Source organism: uncultured Thalassospira sp., assembly GCF_963976115.1.
Classification (GTDB): domain Bacteria; phylum Pseudomonadota; class Alphaproteobacteria; order Rhodospirillales; family Thalassospiraceae; genus Thalassospira.
The window spans coordinates 37,766-59,677 of record NZ_CAXBJJ010000018.1; the positions used below are offsets into that span (position 1 = coordinate 37,766).

Here is a 21,912-nt window from a genome sequence, read left to right on the forward strand (position 1 = left end):
ATTATGACCCCATCCAGACATTGATATGATGGCGGATGCGGCCCCAGGGGCGAACCGTCATCACATCGATTCGCATGTCGCCATCATGGCCGTTTCGCGCGGCAAACCCTTGCAGGCTGCGGGCAATGCGGGTTTGCTGGCGCGGGGTAACAGCAAACAGGGCCGTATTTTCAGACGCGCGGTGTTTAACCTCAATTGCAACCAGAATGCCCGACTTGCGCGCAATGATGTCAATTTCACCGCCCGCCCCCCGATAGCGCCGTGCGAGCAGGCGGTAGCCCTTGATCCATAACCACAAACAGCACAGGCTTTCAGCCCGGCGACCGGCCTTTTCGGCACTGGCGCGGGCCTGTTTGGGTTTATCGCGATCTGGCACCAGGCCATGCTGGCGGAACGCGCCCATGATGATCAGTCATCCTCATCCTGCCCCAGTTCCAGGGCGCGATTATAAAGGTCGCGTTTTTTAAGCCCGGTTTCGCGCGCCAGAATATCGGCGGCATCCTTGGTCCGGTTACTTTGCAAAAGAATGCGCAGCCGGTCGTCAATTTCATCGGCGGTGGGAAGGTTGGACCCGGCGGGGGCGGGGCCGACCACAATGACCACTTCGCCTTTGGGGGCACCGGCTTCGTCATAATGGGCAACCAGTTCTGACAGGGTGCCGGGGCGGATTTCCTCGAACAGTTTGGTCAGTTCACGGGTGACGGCAGCGGGGCGTTCGCCGCCCAGGCAATCGGCCATGTCGCGCAGGCAGGCGGCCAGGCGTTTGGGGCTTTCGAGAAAAATCAGCGAACCGGGAATATTGGCAAACCGGGTCAGTTCCTTTTGCCGGGCCATTGATTTGGGCGGTAAAAATCCACCATAGAAAAAATGGTCGCTGGGCAGGCCCGATAAAATCAGCGCCACAATCGGGGAACAAGCCCCGGGGGCCGTCGTTACCGTGTGGCCTGCCGCCTGACAGTCGCGCACCAGTTTGTATCCCGGATCATTGATCAGGGGGGTTCCGGCATCTGAAATCAGGGCAATGGCCTGGCCTTTGCCAAGCCGATCCATGATTTCCGGGCGCATTTTTTCGGCGTTGTGTTCGTGATAGGCAATACGTTTGGTCTTTATGCCGAAACGTGACAAAAGCTTGCCTGATGTGCGGGTGTCCTCGCACAAAATAATTTCGGCCCGTTTAAGGATATCGACCGCACGAAACGTAATATCGCCCAAATTTCCAATTGGAGTAGCAACCAGATAAAGCCCGGCTGATAATGGCAAGGTTTTATCATTCCCTGTTTGATCCGGTTTACTTGCCGGATCGCCCGCATTACCCTGCGAAGAAATAACGCCATTGGGAGGTGAAGAGAGTGGGTTTTCCGAAACTTCATCCGTCTGCGACGATGAACGGTCATTCGGCGTTGCGCCGGTTTGCGTGCCGGACGGCATCTGTGTTGGTCCTTTCGCTAGGGCTTGGCGCGTGCAGTTCAGACACGACTATCACGGACATGATGGGCATGCAACGTGAGCCCGCCCCCGTGGTTACCAACAACGGACCCGACGCGGCGACACGGGCCCCCAATCAGGATTTGATTGGAGAACCCAGCCCGTTTGACGGAATGCCGGGCGATGGGCAGGTTCTTTCCGGTCTTTATAACGACGATGCTGCCACCACCGATAAAAGGGTAGCATTGTTATTGCCTTTATCTGGCCCGCACGGCGATCTGGGCCGGGCGATGCGCCATGCAGCCGAACTGGCATTGTTTGATGCTGCGGGCGATGATTTTGTCTTGCTGCCGATTGATACCGAAGGCAGCTATGAAGGGGGGCGACTGGCCGCGCAAAAGGCAATTACAGCCGGGGCGAAGCTGATTTTAGGGCCGCTGTTTTCCGATTCGGTCAGCGGTGCGGGTGAAGTGGCCAAACAGGCCAATATCCCGGTTTTATCCTTTTCCAATAATATCCGTGCCGCCGAACCTGGCGTTTGGGTCAATGGCCTGTCGCCGGAAGACCAGATCAAACGCGCAGCGGCCTATTCGGTCAGTCAGGGCAAATATCGCTTTGCCGCCCTGTTGCCGCAAAACGATTATGGCCGACAGATTTCAGCCTCGCTAGATCAGATCATCACCAGCGCCGGGGGCAGCATGGGGCCGGTGGCCTTCTATCAGCCGGGTAGTGATGCGATGGAACAGACGGTTAAGAATTTTGCCCGCTATGACCAGCGTCATGCCGCCTTGCTGTCACGCAAGCGCGAACTGGCTGCGGCGGGCGACAGTGCATCCCAGCGGGCGTTACAGCGTCTGGGGGGCCTTGATACATTGGGCGAGCCGGATTTCAATGCGTTGATCCTGCCTGCCACCGGGGGCGATCTGCGTCAGGTATCGGCCCTTTTGGCCTATTATGATGTTGATCCGGCCAATGTTCAGTATATCGGCACATTTGGCTGGAATGATCCGGGCCTGTTTGCCGAACCGGCCCTGAATGGCGGCATTTTTGCAGCCCCGGAACCGGGCAACTGGAATGCTTTTTCCGCCCGTTATCGGAAAACATTCGGGTCCGAACCCCCGCGTATTGCCAGCCTGTCTTATGACAGTACGGCGCTGGCGGCGGTTTTGGCCGGGTCCGATACCGGTATTACAATGGCGGGTTTGACCAATGTATTGGGCTTTTCCGGGATCGACGGTGTGTTTCGCCTGACGGCCGATGGCCGTACCCAGCGGGGCTATGCCGTGATGCAGATTTCGCGCAGCGGCGCAAAAATGGTCAGCCCGGCCCCGCCGTCATTTGATGCGGTGTTTTAATCTGCCAGCCACCGGATCAAACGGCCTGAACTGTTAAGCGACGGCTTACGTGAACACTGCAAACACACCCGCCCGGCTATTCCGCGGCGGGTGTTTTGTCTTTGAAATTACACAGGTCGCTGACAATGCAGTCCGGGCAACGCGGGCTGCGGGCCTTGCAAATATAACGGCCATGCAAAATCATCCAGTGGTGTGAATGATGCAAAAACCGTTTGGGGATTTTCTTTTCCAACGCTTTTTCTACGGCAAGCGGGGTTTTGCCCTTGGCCATGCCGGTGCGATTGCCAAGGCGGAAAATATGGGTATCGACCGCAATGGTGGGTTCGCCAAAGGCGATGTTGCGCACCACATTGGCGGTTTTGCGCCCCACACCAGGCAGTTCTTCCAGCGCGTCCTGATCATTGGGCACAATGCCGCCGTGCTTTTCGACCAGAATTTTCGCCGCGGCCATAATGTTTTTGGCCTTGCCGCGATACAGGCCAATGGTGCGCACATGGCTGATCAGGGCTTCTTCGCCCAGGTCGAGCATGTCTTGCGGGGTGGCAACGATTTCAAACAGCTTTTTGGTCGCCTTGTTAACGCCAATGTCGGTGGCCTGCGCCGATAAGGCAACGGCGACCAGCAAAGTATAGACATTTGTGTAATCCAGCTCGCCCTTTGGTTCCGGGTCGGCATCGGACAGGCGCTGGAAAAATTCTTCGATGGCGGCTTTGCTCATCGGGCGGGACGTTGGAAGGGACATGGCTCTCTGCTTTTTATGGCGCTTTGGCAATGGGGTGGTATTGGCCGTCGTTTTTTTGATTGATGCTATTTATATGTCGTGTGCGCGGGAAGGTCGAATTTTGTTTGCGATCAGACTGGAGTGATTCCAGAATTTCCGCCATCATAGGATCGTTGCCCGAGGGAACGGCGCCCGTTTGCCCTGACAGATGCCCAATTGGAACATGCGCCATGGCGATCGGCAATATTGCAAGGGCGATGCCGGTTTTGGTGCAGGACGTAAAACAATGCCAACCCTACCGCGAACTGAAAAGCCGGTTTTCAAAACCGATCTTCACCCCCAGCGATCCTTGACGCGGCGCGGGGCTCGCAGGCTTGTTTTGTGTGTGTGGGCGGGGTGACCACATCGCTGGGGCTGATGTTCTGGTCGATGGGGGCGTGGCCGATTGCCGGTTTTATGGGAATTGACGTTGCGATTTTGTCTTTTGCTTTCCATTTGAATTTCAAGGCGGCCCGGCGTGGTGAAATGATTGAATTGCGGCGCAGTGTTTTGCGGCTGACCCGCATATCGGCCCACGGTGTGCGCGAGGAATTTGATTTTCAGACCTACTGGTTGCAGGTGGTTATGACGCCTGCGGATGCCAATCGAAGCATGTTGATCTTGCGCAGTCATGGCCGCGATATGGAAATTGCCCCGTTTTTGGGCGAGGATGCCAAGCAGGAACTGGCAAATATTTTGCGCGAGAAGCTTTTAATTTGCCGGGACGGGATGCGTCTTTGACGATGGTGCAAAAAAACAGCGATGCTCAGTTAAGCCTGAAAACCGCGCAAATCAGCCGGAAATGGCCGGAAAGGCTGTTGTCAGGCGGGACTCTGTGGCCCGATATGGCCGGTGCAGGGTCGTTTGCAGCGAAAAACCGTAAAGAATCCCCATTTTCACGGCTTGCGACTTTGTTTTGACTTTCATATATAGGTGCGCGGGGTAATTGCCCCGTGGACAAAACGCTATTACAACCATTGGTCCCAGGAGGTCCTGCGCGGCGCTTCAAGGCGAAGGCTGCGGGACGGGCCGGCCGCTAAAAGAGGAACGAATTATGGGCAAGATTATCGGCATTGACCTTGGCACTACCAATTCCTGCGTTGCAGTGATGGATGGTAAAGAAGGCCGGGTTATTGAAAACAGCGAAGGCGCACGTACCACCCCGTCGATGGTGGCATTCACCAATGATGGTGAGCGTCTTGTGGGTCAGCCGGCGAAACGCCAGGCTGTGACCAACCCGGAAAACACCCTGTTTGCGATCAAGCGCCTGATTGGCCGTCGCATGGGTGACCCGGAAGTCGAAAAAGACAAAGATCTGGTACCGTACAAAATTGTTGGCGGTGAAAACGGCGACGCATGGGTTGAAGTCAATGGCGAAAAAATGGCCCCGAGCCAGATTTCCGCAATGATCCTGCAGAAGATGAAAGAAACCGCCGAAGCCCACCTGGGCGAGCCGGTGACCGAAGCTGTGATTACCGTTCCGGCATATTTCAACGATTCGCAGCGCCAGGCGACCAAAGATGCCGGTAAAATTGCCGGTCTTGAAGTCAAGCGTATCATCAACGAACCGACCGCTGCTGCCCTGGCTTATGGCCTGGACAAAAAAGAAGGCGGCACGGTTGTTGTTTATGACCTTGGCGGTGGTACTTTTGACGTCTCGGTTCTGGAAATCGGCGATGGCGTTTTTGAAGTTAAATCAACCAATGGCGATACCTTCCTTGGGGGTGAAGACTTCGACAAACAGATCATTGATTATCTGGCGGACGAGTTCAAAAAAGAACAGCAGATTGACCTTCGCAAGGACCGTCTGGCCCTGCAGCGCCTGAAAGAAGCCGCTGAAAAGGCCAAGATCGAGCTTTCATCCTCGATGCAGACCGAAGTCAACCTGCCGTTCATTACCGCAGACCAGGCGGGTCCGAAGCACCTGAATGTCAAACTTAGCCGTGCAAAACTCGAAGCCCTGGTTGGCGACCTGATTGATCGCACCATCACGCCGTGTAAAGCCGCGTTGAAGGATGCCGGTATTTCGGCAGGCGAAATTGATGACGTGATCCTGGTGGGCGGCATGACCCGTATGCCGAAGGTTCAGGAACGCGTTAAGGAATTCTTTGGTCGTGAACCGCACAAGGGTGTGAACCCTGATGAAGTTGTGGCACTGGGTGCTGCTATTCAGGGCGGTGTGTTGCAGGGTGACGTTAAAGACGTTCTGCTGCTTGACGTAACGCCGCTGTCGCTGGGTATTGAAACCCTTGGTGGTGTGTTTACCCGCCTGATCGACCGCAACACGACCATTCCGACCCGCAAGTCGCAGACTTTCTCGACCGCGGAAGACAACCAGACTGCTGTGACCATTCGTGTGTTCCAGGGTGAACGCGAAATGGCCGCAGACAACAAGATGCTGGGTCAGTTTGACCTGGTTGGTTTGCCGACCGCCCCGCGTGGTGTGCCGCAGATTGAAGTCACCTTTGACATTGATGCCAACGGCATCGTCAATGTGTCGGCCAAAGACAAGGCAACCAACAAGGAACAGCAGATTCGCATTCAGGCATCTGGTGGTTTGTCGGATGATGAAATCGAAAAAATGGTCAAGGATGCCGAGTCTAACGCGGACAGCGACAAAAAGCGCAAGGCGCTGGTCGAAGCCCGTAACCAGGCCGAAGCCCTTGTTCATTCGACCGAAAAGAACATTGCTGAACATGGTGACAAGGTTGACGCCAACACCAAGTCCATGATCGAGGATGCCCTGGCTGCCCTTAAGGAAGCCAGGGACGGTGAAGACCCCGAGGTGATCACCGCCAAGATCAACGAACTTCAGCAGGCCGCCATGAAACTTGGCGAAGCCATGTATCAGGCCCAGCAGGCAGAAGAAGGCGGTGCGAAAGCATCTGATTCTGCCGGAAAGGCTGACGATGGCGTTGTCGATGCCGACTTTGAAGAAGTCGACGACAGCAAAAAAGACAAGTAAGGCGACCGGTGCGGTCGTCTATGCACGCCGCCCTGTAACTCGTGACGGGCCGTTCAGCACAAATGTGAAATGTGCCGACGGCCCGCCCGTATTTCCGGAGTAACGGATGGCGAAACAGGATTATTACGAGCTTTTGGGCGTGAGCAAGGATGCCAGCGCAGCCGAGCTCAAAAGCGCATATCGTAAAATGGCAGTCAAATTCCACCCGGATAAAAACCCGGGCGATACCGCTGCCGAAGCAAAATTCAAGGAAGTCAGCGAAGCTTACGACGTTCTTAAGGATGCCGACAAGCGCGCAGCCTATGACCGGTTCGGCCATGCGGCCTTTGAACAGGGTGGTGCTGGCGGTGGGGGCGGCCCGTTTGGTGGCGGCTTTGGCGGTGGCGGCTTTGCCGACGTGTTCGACGAAATTTTCGGTGCCATGGGGGGCGGTGGCCGTCGTGGCGCATCGTCCAATCGCGGGGCTGATCTGCGCTATAACATGGCGATTTCGCTCGAAGATGCCTTTAACGGCAAAAAGTCGGAAATCACCATTCCCGGGTCAGTTCAGTGCGACGCCTGTGATGGCAGCGGGGCTGAATCCGGTTCGCAGCCGGTAACCTGCCCGACCTGTAACGGGCATGGCAAGGTGCGTGCCCAGCAGGGATTCTTTACCATTGAACGCACTTGTCCGTCCTGTCATGGACAGGGCAAGATCGTTAAAAACCCGTGCAAGGTTTGCCACGGGGCGGGTCGGGTTGAAAAACAAAAGAACCTGCAGGTAACGATTCCCGCCGGGGTCGAGGATGGTACGCGCATTCGTTTGGCGGGTGAAGGTGAAGCCGGGGCGCATAATGCACCTTCGGGCGATCTGTATATCTTCCTTGATATTCAGCCGCATCGCTTCTTCCAGCGCGAAGGGGCTAATTTGCTGTGCCGGATTCCGATCCCCATGACCAAGGCCGCCCTTGGCGGAACGATTGAAGTTCCGACCATCGAAGGCACGCGCACGCGAATTAACATTCCGGCCGGCACCCAGTCAGGCCAGCAGTTACGTTTGCGCAACAAGGGCATGACGGTGCTGCGTTCACAAGCGCGCGGTGACATGTTTGTCGAGGTCAGTGTCGAAACGCCGGTTCATTTGTCGGAACGGCAAAAAGAGCTTCTGAGCGAATTTGACGACATTTCGCGGAAAGATGGCAGTCACCCGGAATCCGAAGGGTTCTTTTCCAAGATGAAAGAAATCTGGAAAGACCTGACGGACTGATTGCTTTGGCTTGACGGGCTTGCCGATGCCAATGACATTGCGCTGACAACAGATAAACCCCCGCATGATTTTGAACTGACCCCCGAAAGTTGGACATCAACCTTCGGGGGTTTATCTTTGGCGGTGTTTGGCGGCGTTACACCGCTCGCCCGATGCGCCGCATCGCGCAGCGCGCTGTGCCTTGCCAAACGACACGCCAAAAACAAACAAAACGGGTCATATTAAAGGAAATGTGCTTTAGATATCATCCCAGAAAATCAGAGAACGATGGGCGGCGGTGCCCGCACGAACGCCGTTGCCCACAGCCAACCCCACTGAACCAGCGCCAAGCATGTTGTCGCCGCAGGCAAAAACGCCGGGAACGGATGTTTCCATCATGGCGTCTGTTTGAATAAAAGCGCCAAGGGGGCCATCGGAAAATGTACAGCCCAACTGGCGGGGCAGCGGACTTGTGACGTCGGTGCGGGTCTGGATCAACAGGCCGGCAAGGTTGATTTCGCGCCCGTCTTCAAGGACCACCGTGGCATTGTCGCCGGTAATTTTGCGAACAGGGGTGCGCTCCAGCGTGACATTCCGGCGTGCCAGTTGCAATAACCGGGTTTCATCGGGATCAAACGCGTTATTGAGGAAAAGGGTGGTCGGTCCCCAGTCGGGCAGCATCAAGGCCTGATGCATGGCCAGTGCCGAACTGGCCAGAACGCCAACAGGCTGTTGGTTTAATTCGTAACCATGGCAATAGGGGCAATGAAATACCGATCCGCCCCAGCGTTCGGCGATGCCGGGAATATCGGGCAGTGTGTCGGCAACGCCGGTGGCCAGGATCAGGGCGCGGGCCGATAGTTTAAGGCCTTCTTGCGTGTCAACTTCAAGCAAGCGACCGCGACGCCGGGCGGCAATGGCAAGGTCGTTTTTCCAGCACAGCGTGGGGTATTTCATAAGCTGGGCACGCGCGTCGGCGAGGATGTCGTTTGGCGCACGGCCATCTTGCCCCAGAAAACCGTGCGAGGCTTTGGCAAAGCGGTTGCGGGGCAAACTGCCATCAAGCACCAGAACATGTTGCCGGGCACGGGCCAGTTGCAGGCTGGCAGACATACCGGCAAAGCTGCCGCCGATGACAATCACATCGTAATCCTGTTCCATGACGCGTCCTTTCAAGATGCGGATTTGCGGATAAAGTCACCGCAGAATTTTATGTAACTTATGAAGTTTCATAATCGAGGTAAAAGCAATGCGTCAAGAATTTTTGTAACTTTGTTTGTTACGTATTGTGAAATTTGCTAAAACCACCGCCAGAAAAGCAGGAGCCAGAACCGATGAGACAGGACCACCGTCTTTCCCGAATGTTGCATGTGCTGATCCATCTGGACCGCCATCGCAAACATGCAACATCGGAAGAAATTGCCACAATGCTGCGCACCAACCCGGTGGTGGTGCGCCGAACATTGGGGGGATTGCGCAAGGTGGGGCTGGTCACCTCGGAAAAGGGTCATGGTGGCGGGTGGCGGCTGGCGCGGGGGCTGTCAGAGATCAGCCTGCGCGATATTTATACCGCACTGGGCGAACCGCCGTTATTTGCCATTGGCAATGCCGAGGATGAACCCGATTGCCTGGTCGAAAAGGCCGTGAACAGCGCCATTGATGACACGCTGGGTCTGGCGCGCACCTTGCTGCTGGATCGGTTTGCCACCATCACTCTGGCCGATATTGCCGCCGATTTTGACCGGCGATTGCAGGATTACCCCGTTGAAGCACAGCGCTTTGGGCATGCCCATGCCACGGACGAAACCAAGGTGTGAGGGCCGGGATTTTATATTTATAACCCTGCTGCTGGCGGCGATGCGGGCCAGGCGCGCACAAAATCGATAAAGGCGCGCAAAGGGGACGGCACCAGTCGCCGCCCCGGATAATAAAGTTTGGGTCCGGGAAAGGATGGCCACCAGTCTTGCAGGACAGGAACCAGTGATCCGTCTTTAAAATAAGGCTGAAGCCAGTCTTCAAACAGATAAATAATGCCGATGCCTGATTTGGCGACATCAACAGCAAGGTCGGTTCCGCCGCCGGGGCGCATGATGAAAGGGCCGTTCACGGCCAACATAACCGATTCGCCGTCTTTTTCAAATTCCCACGGAAACATCGCACCACTGGCAAAACGGCCGCGAATACAGGCGTGATCCAGAAGATCTTGCGGGTGCTGCGGTGGTGTATGCCGAGCAAGATAGGATGGTGCGGCGGCGGCGGCAAAACGTTGTGTGCGCGGGCCGATGGGAAGGGCGATCATGTCTTGTTCCAGCCGTTCGTCATAGCGAATACCTGCATCGCACCCTGCTGTTACCAGATCGACAAAACTTTCCTCGGTAATGATTTCAAGCAGGATATCGGGATAGCGGGCGAGAAAGGCCGGGATGATTTCGCGGAGCGCCAGGCGCGCAGCACTGACCGGCACATTCAGGCGCAGCGTCCCGACCGGGCGGTCGCGATAGCCATTCACCACATCAAGCGCATTTTCAACTTCGCCAAGGGCGGGTTCCAACCGTTCAAGCAAGCTTGAACCAGCCTCGGTCAGCGAAACGCTGCGGGTGGTCCGGTTAAACAGCCGCACCCCAAGGCACGTTTCAAGGCGGCGTATGGCATCGCTAAGCGCGGATGCACTGCCCCCGCTAAGGCGTGCGCCTTCGCGAAAACCACCAGCACGCGCAACTGTAATAAAAGCATTCAGTTCGCCGAGATCTACATTCATTGTTCAGCTATCCGTACAAGTTGTTCTGATTGTGCCCGATTGTCGATCAGCATGGCAAGGACTAGCTTAAGGCTAGCCACAAAGGAGGTTTCACATGTCTATTATTGAACAGTCAGGCACATTCGAGATTGCAGGCCATAGCGTAAAACGGATGGGATATGGCGCCATGCAACTGGCTGGTCCCGGGGTTTTTGGCCCGCCGCGCGACCCCGCAGGGGCTGAAAATGTGTTGCGCGCCGCCCTTGAGGCCGGAATCAACCATATTGATACCAGCGATTTTTACGGCCCACATGTGACCAACCAGCTGATCAAAAAGGCATTGCACCCCTATGCCGATGATTTGCTGATTGTGACCAAAATCAGCGCGCGACGCGATGAAAAGGGCGGCTGGATACCGGCCTTGTCGGCCGAAGAATTGACTGCTGCTGTGCATGATAACTTGCGCAATCTTGGCCTTGAGGCGCTTGATGTGGTTAATTTCCGCAGTATGCATGGTTTGCATGGCCCGGAAGAGGGATCGATTGCCGAGCCGTTGTCGGTTCTGGCGGATTTGAAAAAACAGGGACTGATCCGGCATTTGGGCCTTAGCAACGTGACGCCAACGCAGATTCGCGAAGCACAGGCAATTACCGATATTGCCTGTGTTCAAAACCAGTATAACCTGGCGTATCGCCATGATGATGCGTTGATTGACGATCTGGCACAGCAGAATATTGCCTATGTGCCGTTCTTTCCGCTGGGCGGATTTTCGCCGTTGCAATCGCAGATTTTGTCCGATATTGCCGCCCGTCTGAACCTGACGCCGATGCAGGTTGCCCTTGCATGGTTGTTGCAGCGTGCGGCCAATATTTTGCTTATTCCCGGCACCTCGTCGGTCGTGCATTTGCATGAAAATATTGCGGCATCGGCTGCCACCCTGACGCCTGAAATTGTTGCCGAACTTGACGGCGTCTGGCACGCTGCCAGGGATGGCTCTGCCGGGGGGCATTCCTGAACGATAAAACATGTTGCTGTTTTAGAAACATGGTTGATGGGACAAAAATCGGGGCGGTGGCAACCGGCATCGCCCCTTTTGCTGTGACCGGGGTTTCTGCGCGGTTCCTGTCATTTCATCGGCTGGCATGATGTGCTAAAGCAAACATTATATTGGATGGATTTTGCCTTCAGGAGGCCGGAATGAAAATCGGGATTGTCGGATGTGCCGGACGTATGGGACGGATGCTGGTTGTGGAAACGGCCAAAACCGACGGCTGCGACATTGGTGGCGGCACGGACTTGCCGGGCAGCGCATTTGTTGGCAAGGACATTGCCCTGATTGCCGGGTTGGAAGAATGTGGTGTTGCCATTGGTGATGATCCCAAAGCGCTGTTTACCGATGTCGATGCGGTGATTGATTTCACCACTCCGGCAGCCACGATGAAACATGCGGCACTGGCGGCAGAAACCGGAACGGTTCTGGTGATCGGTACCACCGGTCTGTCGGCGGATCAGAAAGAACAGCTCAAACAGGCAGCGCAAAAAACCGCGATTGTTTTTGCCCCGAACATGAGTGTCGGCGTTAACCTGGCCTTTGCACTGGTCGAAAAGGTTGCCGCAATCCTTGATAAGGATACGGCCGATATCGAAATTGTGGAAATGCATCACAAGCACAAGGTTGATGCGCCTTCGGGCACGGCATTGGGGCTGGGTGAAGCCGCCGCCAGAGGCCGGGGTGTGGCGTTAGATGATGTGGCGGTACGCGCGCGTGACGGGCATACCGGTGCGCGCGAAGACGGTGCCATTGGCTTTGCCACCCTGCGCGGCGGCGATGTGGTGGGCGATCATACGGTTATTTTTGCCTGCGAAGGCGAACGTATTGAGATCACGCACAAGGCATCGTCGCGCGAAGTCTTTGCCAAGGGGGCCGTCCGGGCTGCCAAATGGGCCTTTGGCAAGGATGCCGGGCTGTATTCGATGCAGGATATTCTGGGGCTTTAAACAGGTCATTCCGTGCAGGCCCGTAAAAAACCGGCCCTGCCTATTGCGATAACAGCTTTGCGGAATCCGAGGAGATCAAACTTTTGTCGGGATGGTGGAGGCCGTAATTGAACAGGTCGCGTAACTTCTGGCCCAGGTCGGTACGGCGAAACGCCACATGCAGGGTTTTGGTATCTAACTTGCGGGGATGGAAAACAAATTTCCGGGCGGCCGGGGAAAGTTCGGGTGTGGTTCTGGTCAAATAATGCAGAACCTGTTCGTCCATGACCGCAACATCAATACGTCCGGCATTTAGCAGGCGCAGCAAGGTCAGGTCGTCATTGGCGGCCAGTGTGTGCAGTTCGCCATTTTTCACCATCTGGTCAAAAACCGGCTGATTGACATATCCGGCAACCACCCCGACGCGCCAGTTTTTCAAATCGTCGGGAACGGACCAGTTAAATGCCGTTTCTGCCAAATAGACAAAACCCAGCGGGCTGGTTCCGATTGAATCGGAAAAATAAAACTTCTGTTCCAGCCGGGCGGTTTTGTATTCGGGATAATAGCCAACCACGGTGGTGTCGGACTGAAGGCTGTCAAGCACACGTCGCCACGGATAGAAAACGGTTGTCATGTCAATGTTGCTTACCGCGAAGGCATGGCGGGAAATGATGGCACTTGTCCCTTCGCCGGGCAGGTTTTCACCCGTGTAGGGGGGCCAGTCGAGAGAGGCGAGTCGCACGGTCATGCCGGCGAACGGTTCGGAAAGTGTGTCGGCTGCGAAAACGCGAGATGGCACACACAGGGCAAAACCCATCAATAATACGGGCAGTAAACTGCGCCATCCGGTTTTTTTGAGTGTTATGATCATCATCCCCTGACCCGTTTTGGTGTGCAGAAAATTTGACCGGCACAAAAATTGCCCGCCGAAGCCTGATCCTATATTCAAGTGTTAACCAGTTTTCGCCACAGACAAGGGTTTTCAGGCGTAAGGGCGATTTTGTCATCGCCTTGTCATTTTGTGCTCTCGGCGATTGCGATCATCCCTGCCTGAGGGACAGTGTGTTTTGTTATCCGGCTGTCTTGAAAAACACATCGGATCGCACCTTTTTTAAAGGGCAAAGGTGCTAATTGCTTGGAAACCGGTTGGCGGGAATATGCAAGACCGGGCAATCATTGTCGGGACATTGCAGGGCGCGCAAACCGCGATCAAAGGCTTCACGCAGGGCTTTGCCTGCGGCGGTGCGGCGAAAGCCGACATGAAGGGTTTTGTTTTCCAGGATATTGGGATGAAAATAGAACCAGCGCCGATTTTGCGAAAAATCCGGTTTGGTATCAAGGATATGGCGCATCACCAGTTGATCCATCACCGCAATATCAACCCGGCCCACCGAGAGAAGACGCAGCAGGGTTATGTCGTCATGGGCTTTGACAACATGTAACAGTCCTTGATCGACCCGTCGGTCAAAATCGGCGCGATTGGCATATCCGCGTACAACACCAATGGTCAGGTGGCTCAAATCATCAAGGGTTTGCCAGTCAAAGCTGGTTCCGCGGTAATATACAAACCCCACCGGGCTGTGAACGATTGCCCGTGACAGAAAAAAATGCTCCTGACGTTGCGGATCGGCATAAACCGGGAAAATGGCATCGGCGCGTTGGTTGGGGTTGGGTAAAATATCTGTGTCAAATTGTTGCAGGCTGCGTTGCCAGGGCATGAACGCGATACGTGTTGGAATTTTTTCATGGGCGAAGGCGGCGCGCACAATAATGCTGGCAATGCCCTGACCCGGCAGGGTTTCGCTGCTATAGGGGGGCCATTCGGTGGTTCGCAGATCAACAGGGAGGTTACGGTGGGTCGTCGATGGCAGGTTCGGGGGATCGGCGCGGGCAGACAGGCTGAACATTGCCACCATTAATCCGGTCAGCAATGCTGCAAAACAAAATCGTTTCCCGAGGGTTGCCACGCCGGGATGCTCCCTTCTAATGAGATATAACCTCAGGGTAGCAGTGATCAGACGGATAAGAAATCAATTCATCCGTCTGATCGGAACAGATTTTAGTGTGCATCAGCCCAGCTATTGCCAATACCGGCATCGGCAATCAAAGGCACACTAAGGTGGGCGGCATTTTCCATCACGTCACGAATCACTTTTACGGCTTTTTCCGCCTCGTCTTCCGGGGCTTCAAAGATCAGTTCATCGTGGACCTGCAAGAGCATGCGGGTTTTTAATCCGGCATCGATCAGGGCATCGGGAACGGCGATCATGGCGCGTTTGATGATATCGGCGGCACCGCCCTGAATCGGGGCGTTAATGGCCGCACGTTCGCCAAAGCTGCGGCGCATGCCGTTTTTATCATTAATGCCATTGATGTAAATTTTGCGACCAAACAGGGTGCGGACCATGCCGTGGGTTTTGGCAAAATCCTTGGCCCGTTCCATATAATCGCGAATGCCGGGGTAAATTTCGAAATAGGCGTCGATAAAGGCCTTGGCTTCTTTTTGTGGAATGCCCAGCTGGTTTGCCAGACCAAAGGCGGAAATGCCGTAAATGATGCCAAAGTTAATCGCCTTGGCCTTGCGGCGTACCATCGGGTCCATACCCTCTATCGGTACGCCAAACACCTTGGATGCGGTTGAGGCATGAATGTCCTCGCCGTTTTTAAAGGCGGTGCGCAGGGCATCGATTTTGGCAACATGGGCCAACAGGCGCAGCTCGATTTGTGAATAGTCGGCAGATATCAGCTTGCAGCCCTTATCGGCGATAAAGGCGGTACGAATTTTACGGCCTTCCTCGCTTCTGATCGGAATGTTTTGCAGGTTGGGTTCGTTCGAGGACAAACGACCGGTATTGACGTTGGTTTGGCCATAACTGGTGTGAACCCGCCCGGTTTCCGGGTTGATATGGGTTGCCAGCGCGTCGGTATAGGTACTTTTCAGTTTGGAAAGCTGGCGCCAGTCCAGAATGCGGGCTGGCAGGTCGTGGCCCTGTGCGGCCAGGCCTTCAAGCACATCGGCCCCGGTTTGCCAGGCGCCGGTTTTGGTTTTTTTGCCGCCCGACAGGCTCATCTTTTCAAACAGGATTTCGCCCAGCTGCTTGGGGCTGCCCAGATTGAAAGGTTCGCCCGCCATTTCGTGGATGGTTTTTTCCAGAACGGCCATGCGGGTGGCAAAATCGGATGACAAATGACGCAAAATATCGGCATCGACCTTAACGCCAATGCCTTCCATTTTGGCCAGCACCGGGACCAACGGGCGATCCAGCGTTTCATAAACACTGGCCATATGTTCCTGCGCGATGCGGGGTTTAAGCAACCGGTGCAAACGCAGGGTAATGTCGGCATCCTCGGCGGCGTAATCCAGTGCCTTGTCTAACGGCACCTGATCAAAGGTGATCTGCTTTTTGCCAGAACCGGCAACATCGGCAAATTTGATGGTTTTATAATCCAGATGCAAATCGGCCAGTTCGTCCATGCCATGCCCGTGGCTGGTGCCATCAAGCACATAGGACAGCACCATGGTGTCATCGATCGGCGCAACATCGATGCCATAACGGGCAAAAATGATTTTGTCGTATTTGATGTTCTGGCCGACTTTTAAAACGCCACGATCTTCCAGCAGCGGTTTTAACAGCTCAATCGCGCGTTTGAGCGGGATCTGCTTGGGGATTTCCTTGGCCGGGATGTCGTCTTTGGTATCTGCGGGCGCACTGTCAAAATCAAAGCCGCCCTGGACTGCACCGCTATTGCTGGCGGCGGGTTCCTCATCAACAAAGCCATGGCCCAGCGGGATATAGCAGGCTTCGCCCGGCTTGACCGAAATGGAGATACCAACCAGTTTGGCCTGATGGGCGTTAAGCGATGTGGTTTCGGTATCAACCGCCAGTGTACCTTCATAATCGGCCTGGGCGATCCAGTGTTTCAGGCGTTCTTCGTCCTGGACCAGTTCGTAGGTTGCCTTGGTAACGCTGACATCATTCACACCGGTGCCTGCCTCGGTCAGGCCATTGGCATCAACGGTGTCGCCAAACTTGGCTTTGATCTTGGCAGCCAGCGATTTAAAGCCATGGGTGGCAATAAAAGACAGCAGCACATCCGGGTCGGGTTCGAGCAGGTCAAAATCATCGACCGGGTGGGTTACCGGAACATCGGTTTTAAGGCGTACCAGATCACGCGAGATACGGGCCAGATCGGCATTTTCGATCAGCTTTTCGCGGCGTTTGGGCTGTTTGATTTCCCCCGCCCGTTCGAGAAGGCTATCAAGGTCGCCATATTCATCAATCAGCTGGGCTGCGGTTTTAATGCCAATGCCCGGCACACCGGGCACGTTATCAACGGCGTCACCAGCCAGCGCCTGAACATCAATTACCTTGTTCGGCGCGACGCCAAATTTTTCCATCACCTCGGCGGCACGAATGGTGCGGTTTTTCATCGCATCAAACATTTCGACGTGATCGGTCACCAGCTGCATCAAATCCTTGTCCGACGAGACAATGATAACTTCGGCACCCTGTGCTTCGGCCTGGCGGGCATAAGTGGCGATCAGGTCGTCGGCTTCATAGCCTTCAAGTTCGATCGATGGCAGGTTAAAGGCCCGCACGGCATCGCGGATCAGGCCGAATTGCGGCACCAGTTCTTCGGGGGGCGGCGGACGGTGCGCTTTGTAAGCCGGATAAAAATCGTTGCGGAACGTTTTGCCCTTGGTATCAAAAATAACCGCCATATGATCGGGGCGGGTATCTTCGCGCAGTTTCATCAGCATGGTACAAAACCCGTAAACGGCATTGACGGGGGTGCCGTCAGGGCTGCTCATGGGGGGCAGGGCGTGAAACGCGCGGAAAATAAAGCCGGACCCGTCAACAAGGACGACACGGCGGGGGGGCTGGGCAGAATCGGTCATACGATGGATGCTCGTTTTTCTCGATGAATTGGGTGGCCCGCAGAATGCCGTATAAGGCGGGCGAAGTCGAGTAGGGTGACGCCGAATTGTCTAACACAGCGCTTTGTGCTGACAATAACGGGTTAGGCTTGGTATGTTTTGGGGGTGTAGCATACTGATATGTGCGCGGCAGGGATGGGATGTCAGTGATCAGGCGTGAGGAAAAGTCGGTAAACCGGCGCGGTGAAAAGCCCGTTTATCAACCGTTCGGCAAAGGTGTCGAGGCGGCTGGCTTGTCACGCGACATTCACGACGGCATGAAACTTGAAAATCGCCGAAAAAACAGCAAAAAAGCCGCCAGGGGCAAAAAAGGACAGTCACAAATAAAAGCTGCCAGCAATGATGGCTGGCTGTCACGCGGGACGTTATTGCGCATCCTTTTAACCCTCGTCCTTTTTGGGGGGGCGCTGCATGGGTTGTTCGTGGCTTTTGGCATTTATGATCGTAACCAGTCCCTGTCGAACGGGGATCAGTTTGTATTGCTGATCAAGCTGTTGGTGTTTGTGACGTTGATGCATCTGTTTTATCTGATGCTGATGCATTATCGCCCGATCCGTCAGAAAGTGCGGGGCCTGTTTTTTATGGCACTGGCACCGGTGGCCGCGATATGCATTTTTATGATTTATGGCGGCGCTGGCATGTTTGGCAGCTTCCTGCCCATTCTTCAGTTCCTGACCCTGACAATCGGGGTTGGTGGATTTATTCTTTATGTGGCCACATATACCTGGCTGTCTGGCCGGATTGTCCGTCGGCGGGGCGGCTTTGACACGCACGATGACGATGGAACTGGCAGCGGCGGAGATAATGCGCCAGGCGATAATGTCGGTCTTTCTGCCCGTCATGGCGGCAGATCGTTACCCACCGGCAAAACCGGTTATGATGGTACCAAGCGTTTGAACCATTCATCGCAATGATGGGAAAAACGGGGGTATCGCCTGCCGGAATGATTTTTGACGGGCATTATTTCCAACATTCATACCAGTTGGTATATTTTAGTATATTGTTTTCATTCGCATAAATCAGAAAAAACCTTTGGGCTTGCGAAGCGGGCTGTTTGGCGCGATGCCGTGCCCGTGACCTATCGGATTGTACCGGATTAGGAAACATATTTTAAAAGGCGATGTATCAGATCGGTTATCCGGACGATCCGCCGTTATTTGCGAATTGGGCAAGAACGCGTGCAATGTATGGCGCGGCCTTGATCGGGAGCGGTTCGTGGTCCCGATCAAGGCGGTGATTTGTGATTAACGGGGTGATGTTTTCGTATTGATCAACGCGTCGAGCAGACGGATAACGTCAACAGAGGCGGTTTCAACTTTGGTGTAAAGTTCAAGCGCGCCTTTGACATCCCCTTTATTGTAGCGCCTGACAGCTTCGATCCCGCATTCATGAACCGTCTTGTGAGGCTCTTCGAGCTGTTTGAAGGCCGGGTTGTGGCGCAGGTCTCTGGAATCTTCGCTATTATACCAGTGGCCCAGGTTGCAACTGGTGTGCTGTGCCAGTTCATCGGCCTTGAGGCTCTGGCGACCGATCAACATATCGGCAAGGCGTTTTTTCCAGATCACATGGTCGGATTTTGCAATCCGGATACTTTTGTTCGGCACATCGAATTTGGAAAGTGCTGCAATTTGCTCTCCTACCTTATCGACGACGTGGTCGGTGGCATTGGCACTGGCGCGGATCACCTTGACGTTGTCGGCGGTTTCCTTCGCGATTTTATTGATCCGGAGGCAGACCTCGGCGGATGCCTGTTCCTGCTGGTGAAGGATACCGGCAATTTCAACCGAGCGGGCCGAGATATCGCTGATCAGGGTGCCGATATGTTCAATCGACTGAACAGATTCCTGCATCGATTTTTCACCTGCGCGGACGGCATCCGCACCGTTTTTCATCGATTGGACGATCCCGGAAATCTCGACAGTCAGGGCCTCGATCGTACTGCGGACATCAACGGTTGCGCGTGCGGTCTGGCTTGACAGATTTTTGACCTCACCGGCAACCACAGCAAAGCCTTTGCCTGCTTCACCCGCACGTGCAGCCTCAATTGTGGCGTTCAGGGCCAGCAAGTTGGTCTGAGCGGCAATGTCGTCAATGATACCGATCATTTCGACAATGCGACTGGATGTTTCGGCCAGCATTTCAACGCGTTGACTGGCCTCAGTCACGGCCAGGGCAACAAGGCGCATGTTTTCGGCCGTGTCCTTGATGATACCAGTACCGTTTTTCGCTGTTGAACTTGCCGTTACAACCTGCCGGGCAACTTCCGCGGTATTTTCGCTGATTCCGGCAATGCCGGTCGTCATTTCTTCGACGGCGGTCGAGATTGAGTGGGTCTGCAAATCCACTTCGCCCATTTCGCGCATCATGGAGGCGTTTGAACTGGCGACTTCATTGATGGACATCGATAAATCGACGTTGTTGTCCAGCATTTGATCTGCAAACCGATTGCCAGCGTCTTTTACGGCCCGATCATACGAGGTCTGGAAAAAGTCCCGGAGGGTTTCCTCAAGCGACATGGTTATGCCGTAATGCAAACTTTGGGCGAAAACCTTAAGATGCGAGGGTTTCCAGCGGCAATGATGCGACAGGTCGTCAACGAGCAGGTTAAAGGCGCGGTGATAGAGCCGGGAAATGTCCCTGCTGTTAAAATTCAGGAGATGATAAAGGTGCCCCAGTTTCGAATCACTTCGGGATTGATCAGATGTTCCTTCAACCGCGTGGATCCATGTCTGGATTTGAAGGTCGACAAGCCGGTCCGCGTTTCCCGTTCCTGTGGGCAGAACGGTTTCAGAAACGTTATTAAACGCAGGTTTTAATACGAGACGAAGGTCATCAGACAGTTTTTGACGCAACGCGGTAAAATCAGTTTTTGCGTCATCATTCATCGCGGGCTGAAAGGACAATTCGTTCATCTTTCGGTACTCCTTTACCAGGTATTGCGGGCATATTAGTCGGTCCTGCCCTTCGCCATATGCTCATTATTATCTTTGGTGCGCCTAGAGGTTTATAGATGAAACGACAACATTGAAATGTGAAAACGTAAAAAATTATTCCCCTGTCACATCTTGGAGTTTTTCTAATCAAAGTTAGTTTTTTAAAGATATGAAAATGCAGATTTTTTATAACAAGCCTGTATAAGGCTTATCCATGCAGGGCTGGGTTGCCGTAAACGCGACGGGCGGTAGCCGCAAACGTGACGGGCGGTAAATGCCGCCAAATTCAGTTGTTTTCGGCCAGAATATTTCCTGCCAGATATAACGACCCTAAAATCAGGAACCGGCGTGCCTCTGGAAAGGTATCTCGCAGGGTTTCGATGGCGTGCGTTGCTGAAGAACAGGCCGTAGCGGGGATGTTCAGCGTTGTGGCTGCATCACACAGGGTTTGTGGTGCGTGGGCCTGATGTTCGCCGGGAATGGTAACAGCAGCAAGCCCGGAGATATAAGGGGCGAGCGGGCGCAAAAACGCCACCGGGTCCCGGTTGTCGAGCATTCCCATGACCGCAACAGTCTGTCTGGCGGGGTGAGAATGCGCCAGCCAGTTGGCGATTACTTCGGCCGCTGCAATGTTATGGCCGCCATCAACAAACAATTCGGCATCGTCGGGTAAAAGGTCAATCAGCGGTCCTTGTTTCAGGCGCTGAAGCCTGGCGGGCCATTTGGCATTTTGAAGACCCGTGGCAATGGTTTCAAAGTCAATATCCGTGCCGTTGGCCGCCTTGATACCGGCATGTCGCGCGGCAACAGCCGCCACCATTGCATTGACATATTGATGACGCCCGGGCAGGGCCGGGGCGGGCAGATGTGAGATCGCACCGTCAATATGGAAATCAAACCCGTCATCGTCCTGGTAGGTGAGGGCGAAATTGGTAATCAGCGGTGTGCCGACCTTACCGGCATGGCGTGTAAGCACATCAAATGCCGGTAAAACCTGCGGGGCAATTACACAGGGGGCACCGGGTTTCATGATTCCGGCCTTTTGAAAGGCGATTTTTTCAACCGTGTCGCCCAGAAATGCCTGATGGTCGATTGAAACAGGGGTAACCACGCACAGGGTGGGATTGGGCAAAATGTTGGTGGCATCAAACCGGCCGCCAAGACCGGTCTCAAGCAATAATATATCGGCGTCAATGCGCGAATAGGCCAGAAAGGCAGCCGCCTGGGTGATTTCAAAATAGGTTATTTGCGCACCGGCATTGATGGCTTCGACTTCTTCAAGCAGGGTGCACAGATCTTCTTCTGAAATCTGTTTGCCCGCCAGCACGATGCGCTCGTGGAAGGTCACAAGATGCGGCGAGGTCGAGGTATGAACCCGCAGACCTGCGGCCTCGTAAATGGCGCGCAGATAGGCAAGGGTCGATCCCTTGCCATTGGTGCCTGCGATATGAATAACGGGCGGAAGTTTCAGGTGTGGATCGCCCAGTTTTTGCAACAAGGTTGCAATCCGGCCCAGGGATAAATCAATTATCTTGGGATGAAGCAGGCCAAACCGGTTAAGAATGGCACTGCTTTGCGATGTTGCCACCTGCATGT

General features: G+C 54.6%; 18 protein-coding genes. 8 read left to right on the plus strand and 10 right to left on the minus strand.

All coding sequences use genetic code 11. The features are described from left to right. Window position 1 precedes the first annotated feature (1 nt). Both AAC086_RS19985 and rsmI read right to left on the minus strand, forming a co-directional pair. Window positions 2-403: a YraN family protein gene (locus AAC086_RS19985; protein WP_339781397.1), complete on the minus strand. Its 402-nt coding sequence runs from the start codon at window positions 401-403 to the stop codon at window positions 2-4. Between the two features lie 5 nt (window positions 404-408). Next, window positions 409-1,428 (minus strand): 16S rRNA (cytidine(1402)-2'-O)-methyltransferase, encoded by a 1,020-nt coding sequence (rsmI, locus tag AAC086_RS19990; RefSeq protein ID WP_339781399.1) that lies wholly within the window; start codon window positions 1,426-1,428, stop codon window positions 409-411. A gap of 68 nt (window positions 1,429-1,496) precedes the next feature. Between rsmI and AAC086_RS19995 the strand changes: the two genes are divergently transcribed. Beyond that, on the plus strand, window positions 1,497-2,780 hold the full coding sequence (locus tag AAC086_RS19995; RefSeq protein ID WP_339781400.1) for a penicillin-binding protein activator: 1,284 nt from the start codon (window positions 1,497-1,499) through the stop codon (window positions 2,778-2,780). 76 nt (window positions 2,781-2,856) lie between these two features. On the opposite strand, the gene nth is transcribed toward AAC086_RS19995, so the two are convergent. Continuing rightward, complete coding sequence (gene nth / locus AAC086_RS20000) at window positions 2,857-3,498, minus strand: endonuclease III (RefSeq protein WP_339781459.1); 642 nt, start codon at window positions 3,496-3,498, stop codon at window positions 2,857-2,859. Between the two features lie 399 nt (window positions 3,499-3,897). Between nth and AAC086_RS20005 the strand changes: the two genes are divergently transcribed. The 3 genes from AAC086_RS20005 to dnaJ all read left to right on the plus strand — a co-directional run bounded on the left by AAC086_RS20005 (window position 3,898) and on the right by dnaJ (window position 7,751). Further along, window positions 3,898-4,281: a DUF2244 domain-containing protein gene (locus AAC086_RS20005; RefSeq protein WP_339781401.1), complete on the plus strand. Its 384-nt coding sequence runs from the start codon at window positions 3,898-3,900 to the stop codon at window positions 4,279-4,281. Between the two features lie 313 nt (window positions 4,282-4,594). Next, window positions 4,595-6,505 carry a molecular chaperone DnaK gene (gene dnaK / locus AAC086_RS20010; RefSeq protein ID WP_339781403.1) on the plus strand — a complete coding sequence of 637 codons (1,911 nt, stop codon included), beginning with the start codon at window positions 4,595-4,597 and terminating at the stop codon, window positions 6,503-6,505. Between the two features lie 106 nt (window positions 6,506-6,611). Further along, a complete protein-coding gene (dnaJ, locus tag AAC086_RS20015; RefSeq protein WP_339781404.1) occupies window positions 6,612-7,751 on the plus strand; it encodes a molecular chaperone DnaJ in 1,140 nt (379 codons plus the stop codon). A 237-nt stretch (window positions 7,752-7,988) separates the two neighbouring features. On the opposite strand, the gene AAC086_RS20020 is transcribed toward dnaJ, so the two are convergent. After that, the gene (locus AAC086_RS20020) at window positions 7,989-8,891 is read right to left on the minus strand and encodes an NAD(P)/FAD-dependent oxidoreductase (protein ID WP_339781405.1); all 903 of its coding nucleotides are present in this window, start codon (window positions 8,889-8,891) and stop codon (window positions 7,989-7,991) included. Between the two features lie 173 nt (window positions 8,892-9,064). Between AAC086_RS20020 and AAC086_RS20025 the strand changes: the two genes are divergently transcribed. Then, complete coding sequence (locus AAC086_RS20025; protein ID WP_339781406.1) at window positions 9,065-9,547, plus strand: Rrf2 family transcriptional regulator; 483 nt, start codon at window positions 9,065-9,067, stop codon at window positions 9,545-9,547. 17 nt (window positions 9,548-9,564) lie between these two features. Here AAC086_RS20025 and AAC086_RS20030 read toward each other — a convergent pair whose 3' ends face one another. Then, a complete protein-coding gene (locus AAC086_RS20030; RefSeq protein WP_339781407.1) occupies window positions 9,565-10,488 on the minus strand; it encodes a LysR family transcriptional regulator in 924 nt (307 codons plus the stop codon). Between the two features lie 94 nt (window positions 10,489-10,582). Between AAC086_RS20030 and AAC086_RS20035 the strand changes: the two genes are divergently transcribed. Both AAC086_RS20035 and dapB read left to right on the plus strand, forming a co-directional pair. Further along, window positions 10,583-11,482 (plus strand): aldo/keto reductase family oxidoreductase, encoded by a 900-nt coding sequence (locus tag AAC086_RS20035; RefSeq protein ID WP_339781408.1) that lies wholly within the window; start codon window positions 10,583-10,585, stop codon window positions 11,480-11,482. A 182-nt stretch (window positions 11,483-11,664) separates the two neighbouring features. Next, window positions 11,665-12,465, plus strand: coding sequence for a 4-hydroxy-tetrahydrodipicolinate reductase (gene dapB, locus AAC086_RS20040; RefSeq protein WP_339781409.1), 801 nt, complete (start codon window positions 11,665-11,667; stop codon window positions 12,463-12,465). A 40-nt stretch (window positions 12,466-12,505) separates the two neighbouring features. Here dapB and AAC086_RS20045 read toward each other — a convergent pair whose 3' ends face one another. The 3 genes from AAC086_RS20045 to polA form a co-directional block, all read right to left on the minus strand. Beyond that, complete coding sequence (locus AAC086_RS20045) at window positions 12,506-13,192, minus strand: ABC transporter substrate-binding protein (protein ID WP_339781410.1); 687 nt, start codon at window positions 13,190-13,192, stop codon at window positions 12,506-12,508. 379 nt (window positions 13,193-13,571) lie between these two features. Next, window positions 13,572-14,411: a transporter substrate-binding domain-containing protein gene (locus tag AAC086_RS20050; RefSeq protein WP_339781411.1), complete on the minus strand. Its 840-nt coding sequence runs from the start codon at window positions 14,409-14,411 to the stop codon at window positions 13,572-13,574. A gap of 92 nt (window positions 14,412-14,503) precedes the next feature. Next, window positions 14,504-17,344, minus strand: a complete 2,841-nt coding sequence (gene polA / locus AAC086_RS20055; protein ID WP_339781413.1) for a DNA polymerase I — start codon at window positions 17,342-17,344, stop codon at window positions 14,504-14,506. Window positions 17,345-17,523: 179 nt separating this feature from the next. Between polA and AAC086_RS20060 the strand changes: the two genes are divergently transcribed. Continuing rightward, on the plus strand, window positions 17,524-18,297 hold the full coding sequence (locus tag AAC086_RS20060) for a hypothetical protein (RefSeq protein ID WP_339781415.1): 774 nt from the start codon (window positions 17,524-17,526) through the stop codon (window positions 18,295-18,297). Between the two features lie 330 nt (window positions 18,298-18,627). Here AAC086_RS20060 and AAC086_RS20065 read toward each other — a convergent pair whose 3' ends face one another. Further along, window positions 18,628-20,295, minus strand: a complete 1,668-nt coding sequence (locus tag AAC086_RS20065; protein ID WP_339781417.1) for a methyl-accepting chemotaxis protein — start codon at window positions 20,293-20,295, stop codon at window positions 18,628-18,630. 307 nt (window positions 20,296-20,602) lie between these two features. Continuing rightward, a complete protein-coding gene (locus AAC086_RS20070) occupies window positions 20,603-21,910 on the minus strand; it encodes a folylpolyglutamate synthase/dihydrofolate synthase family protein (RefSeq protein ID WP_339781419.1) in 1,308 nt (435 codons plus the stop codon). Window positions 21,911-21,912 lie beyond the last annotated feature (2 nt).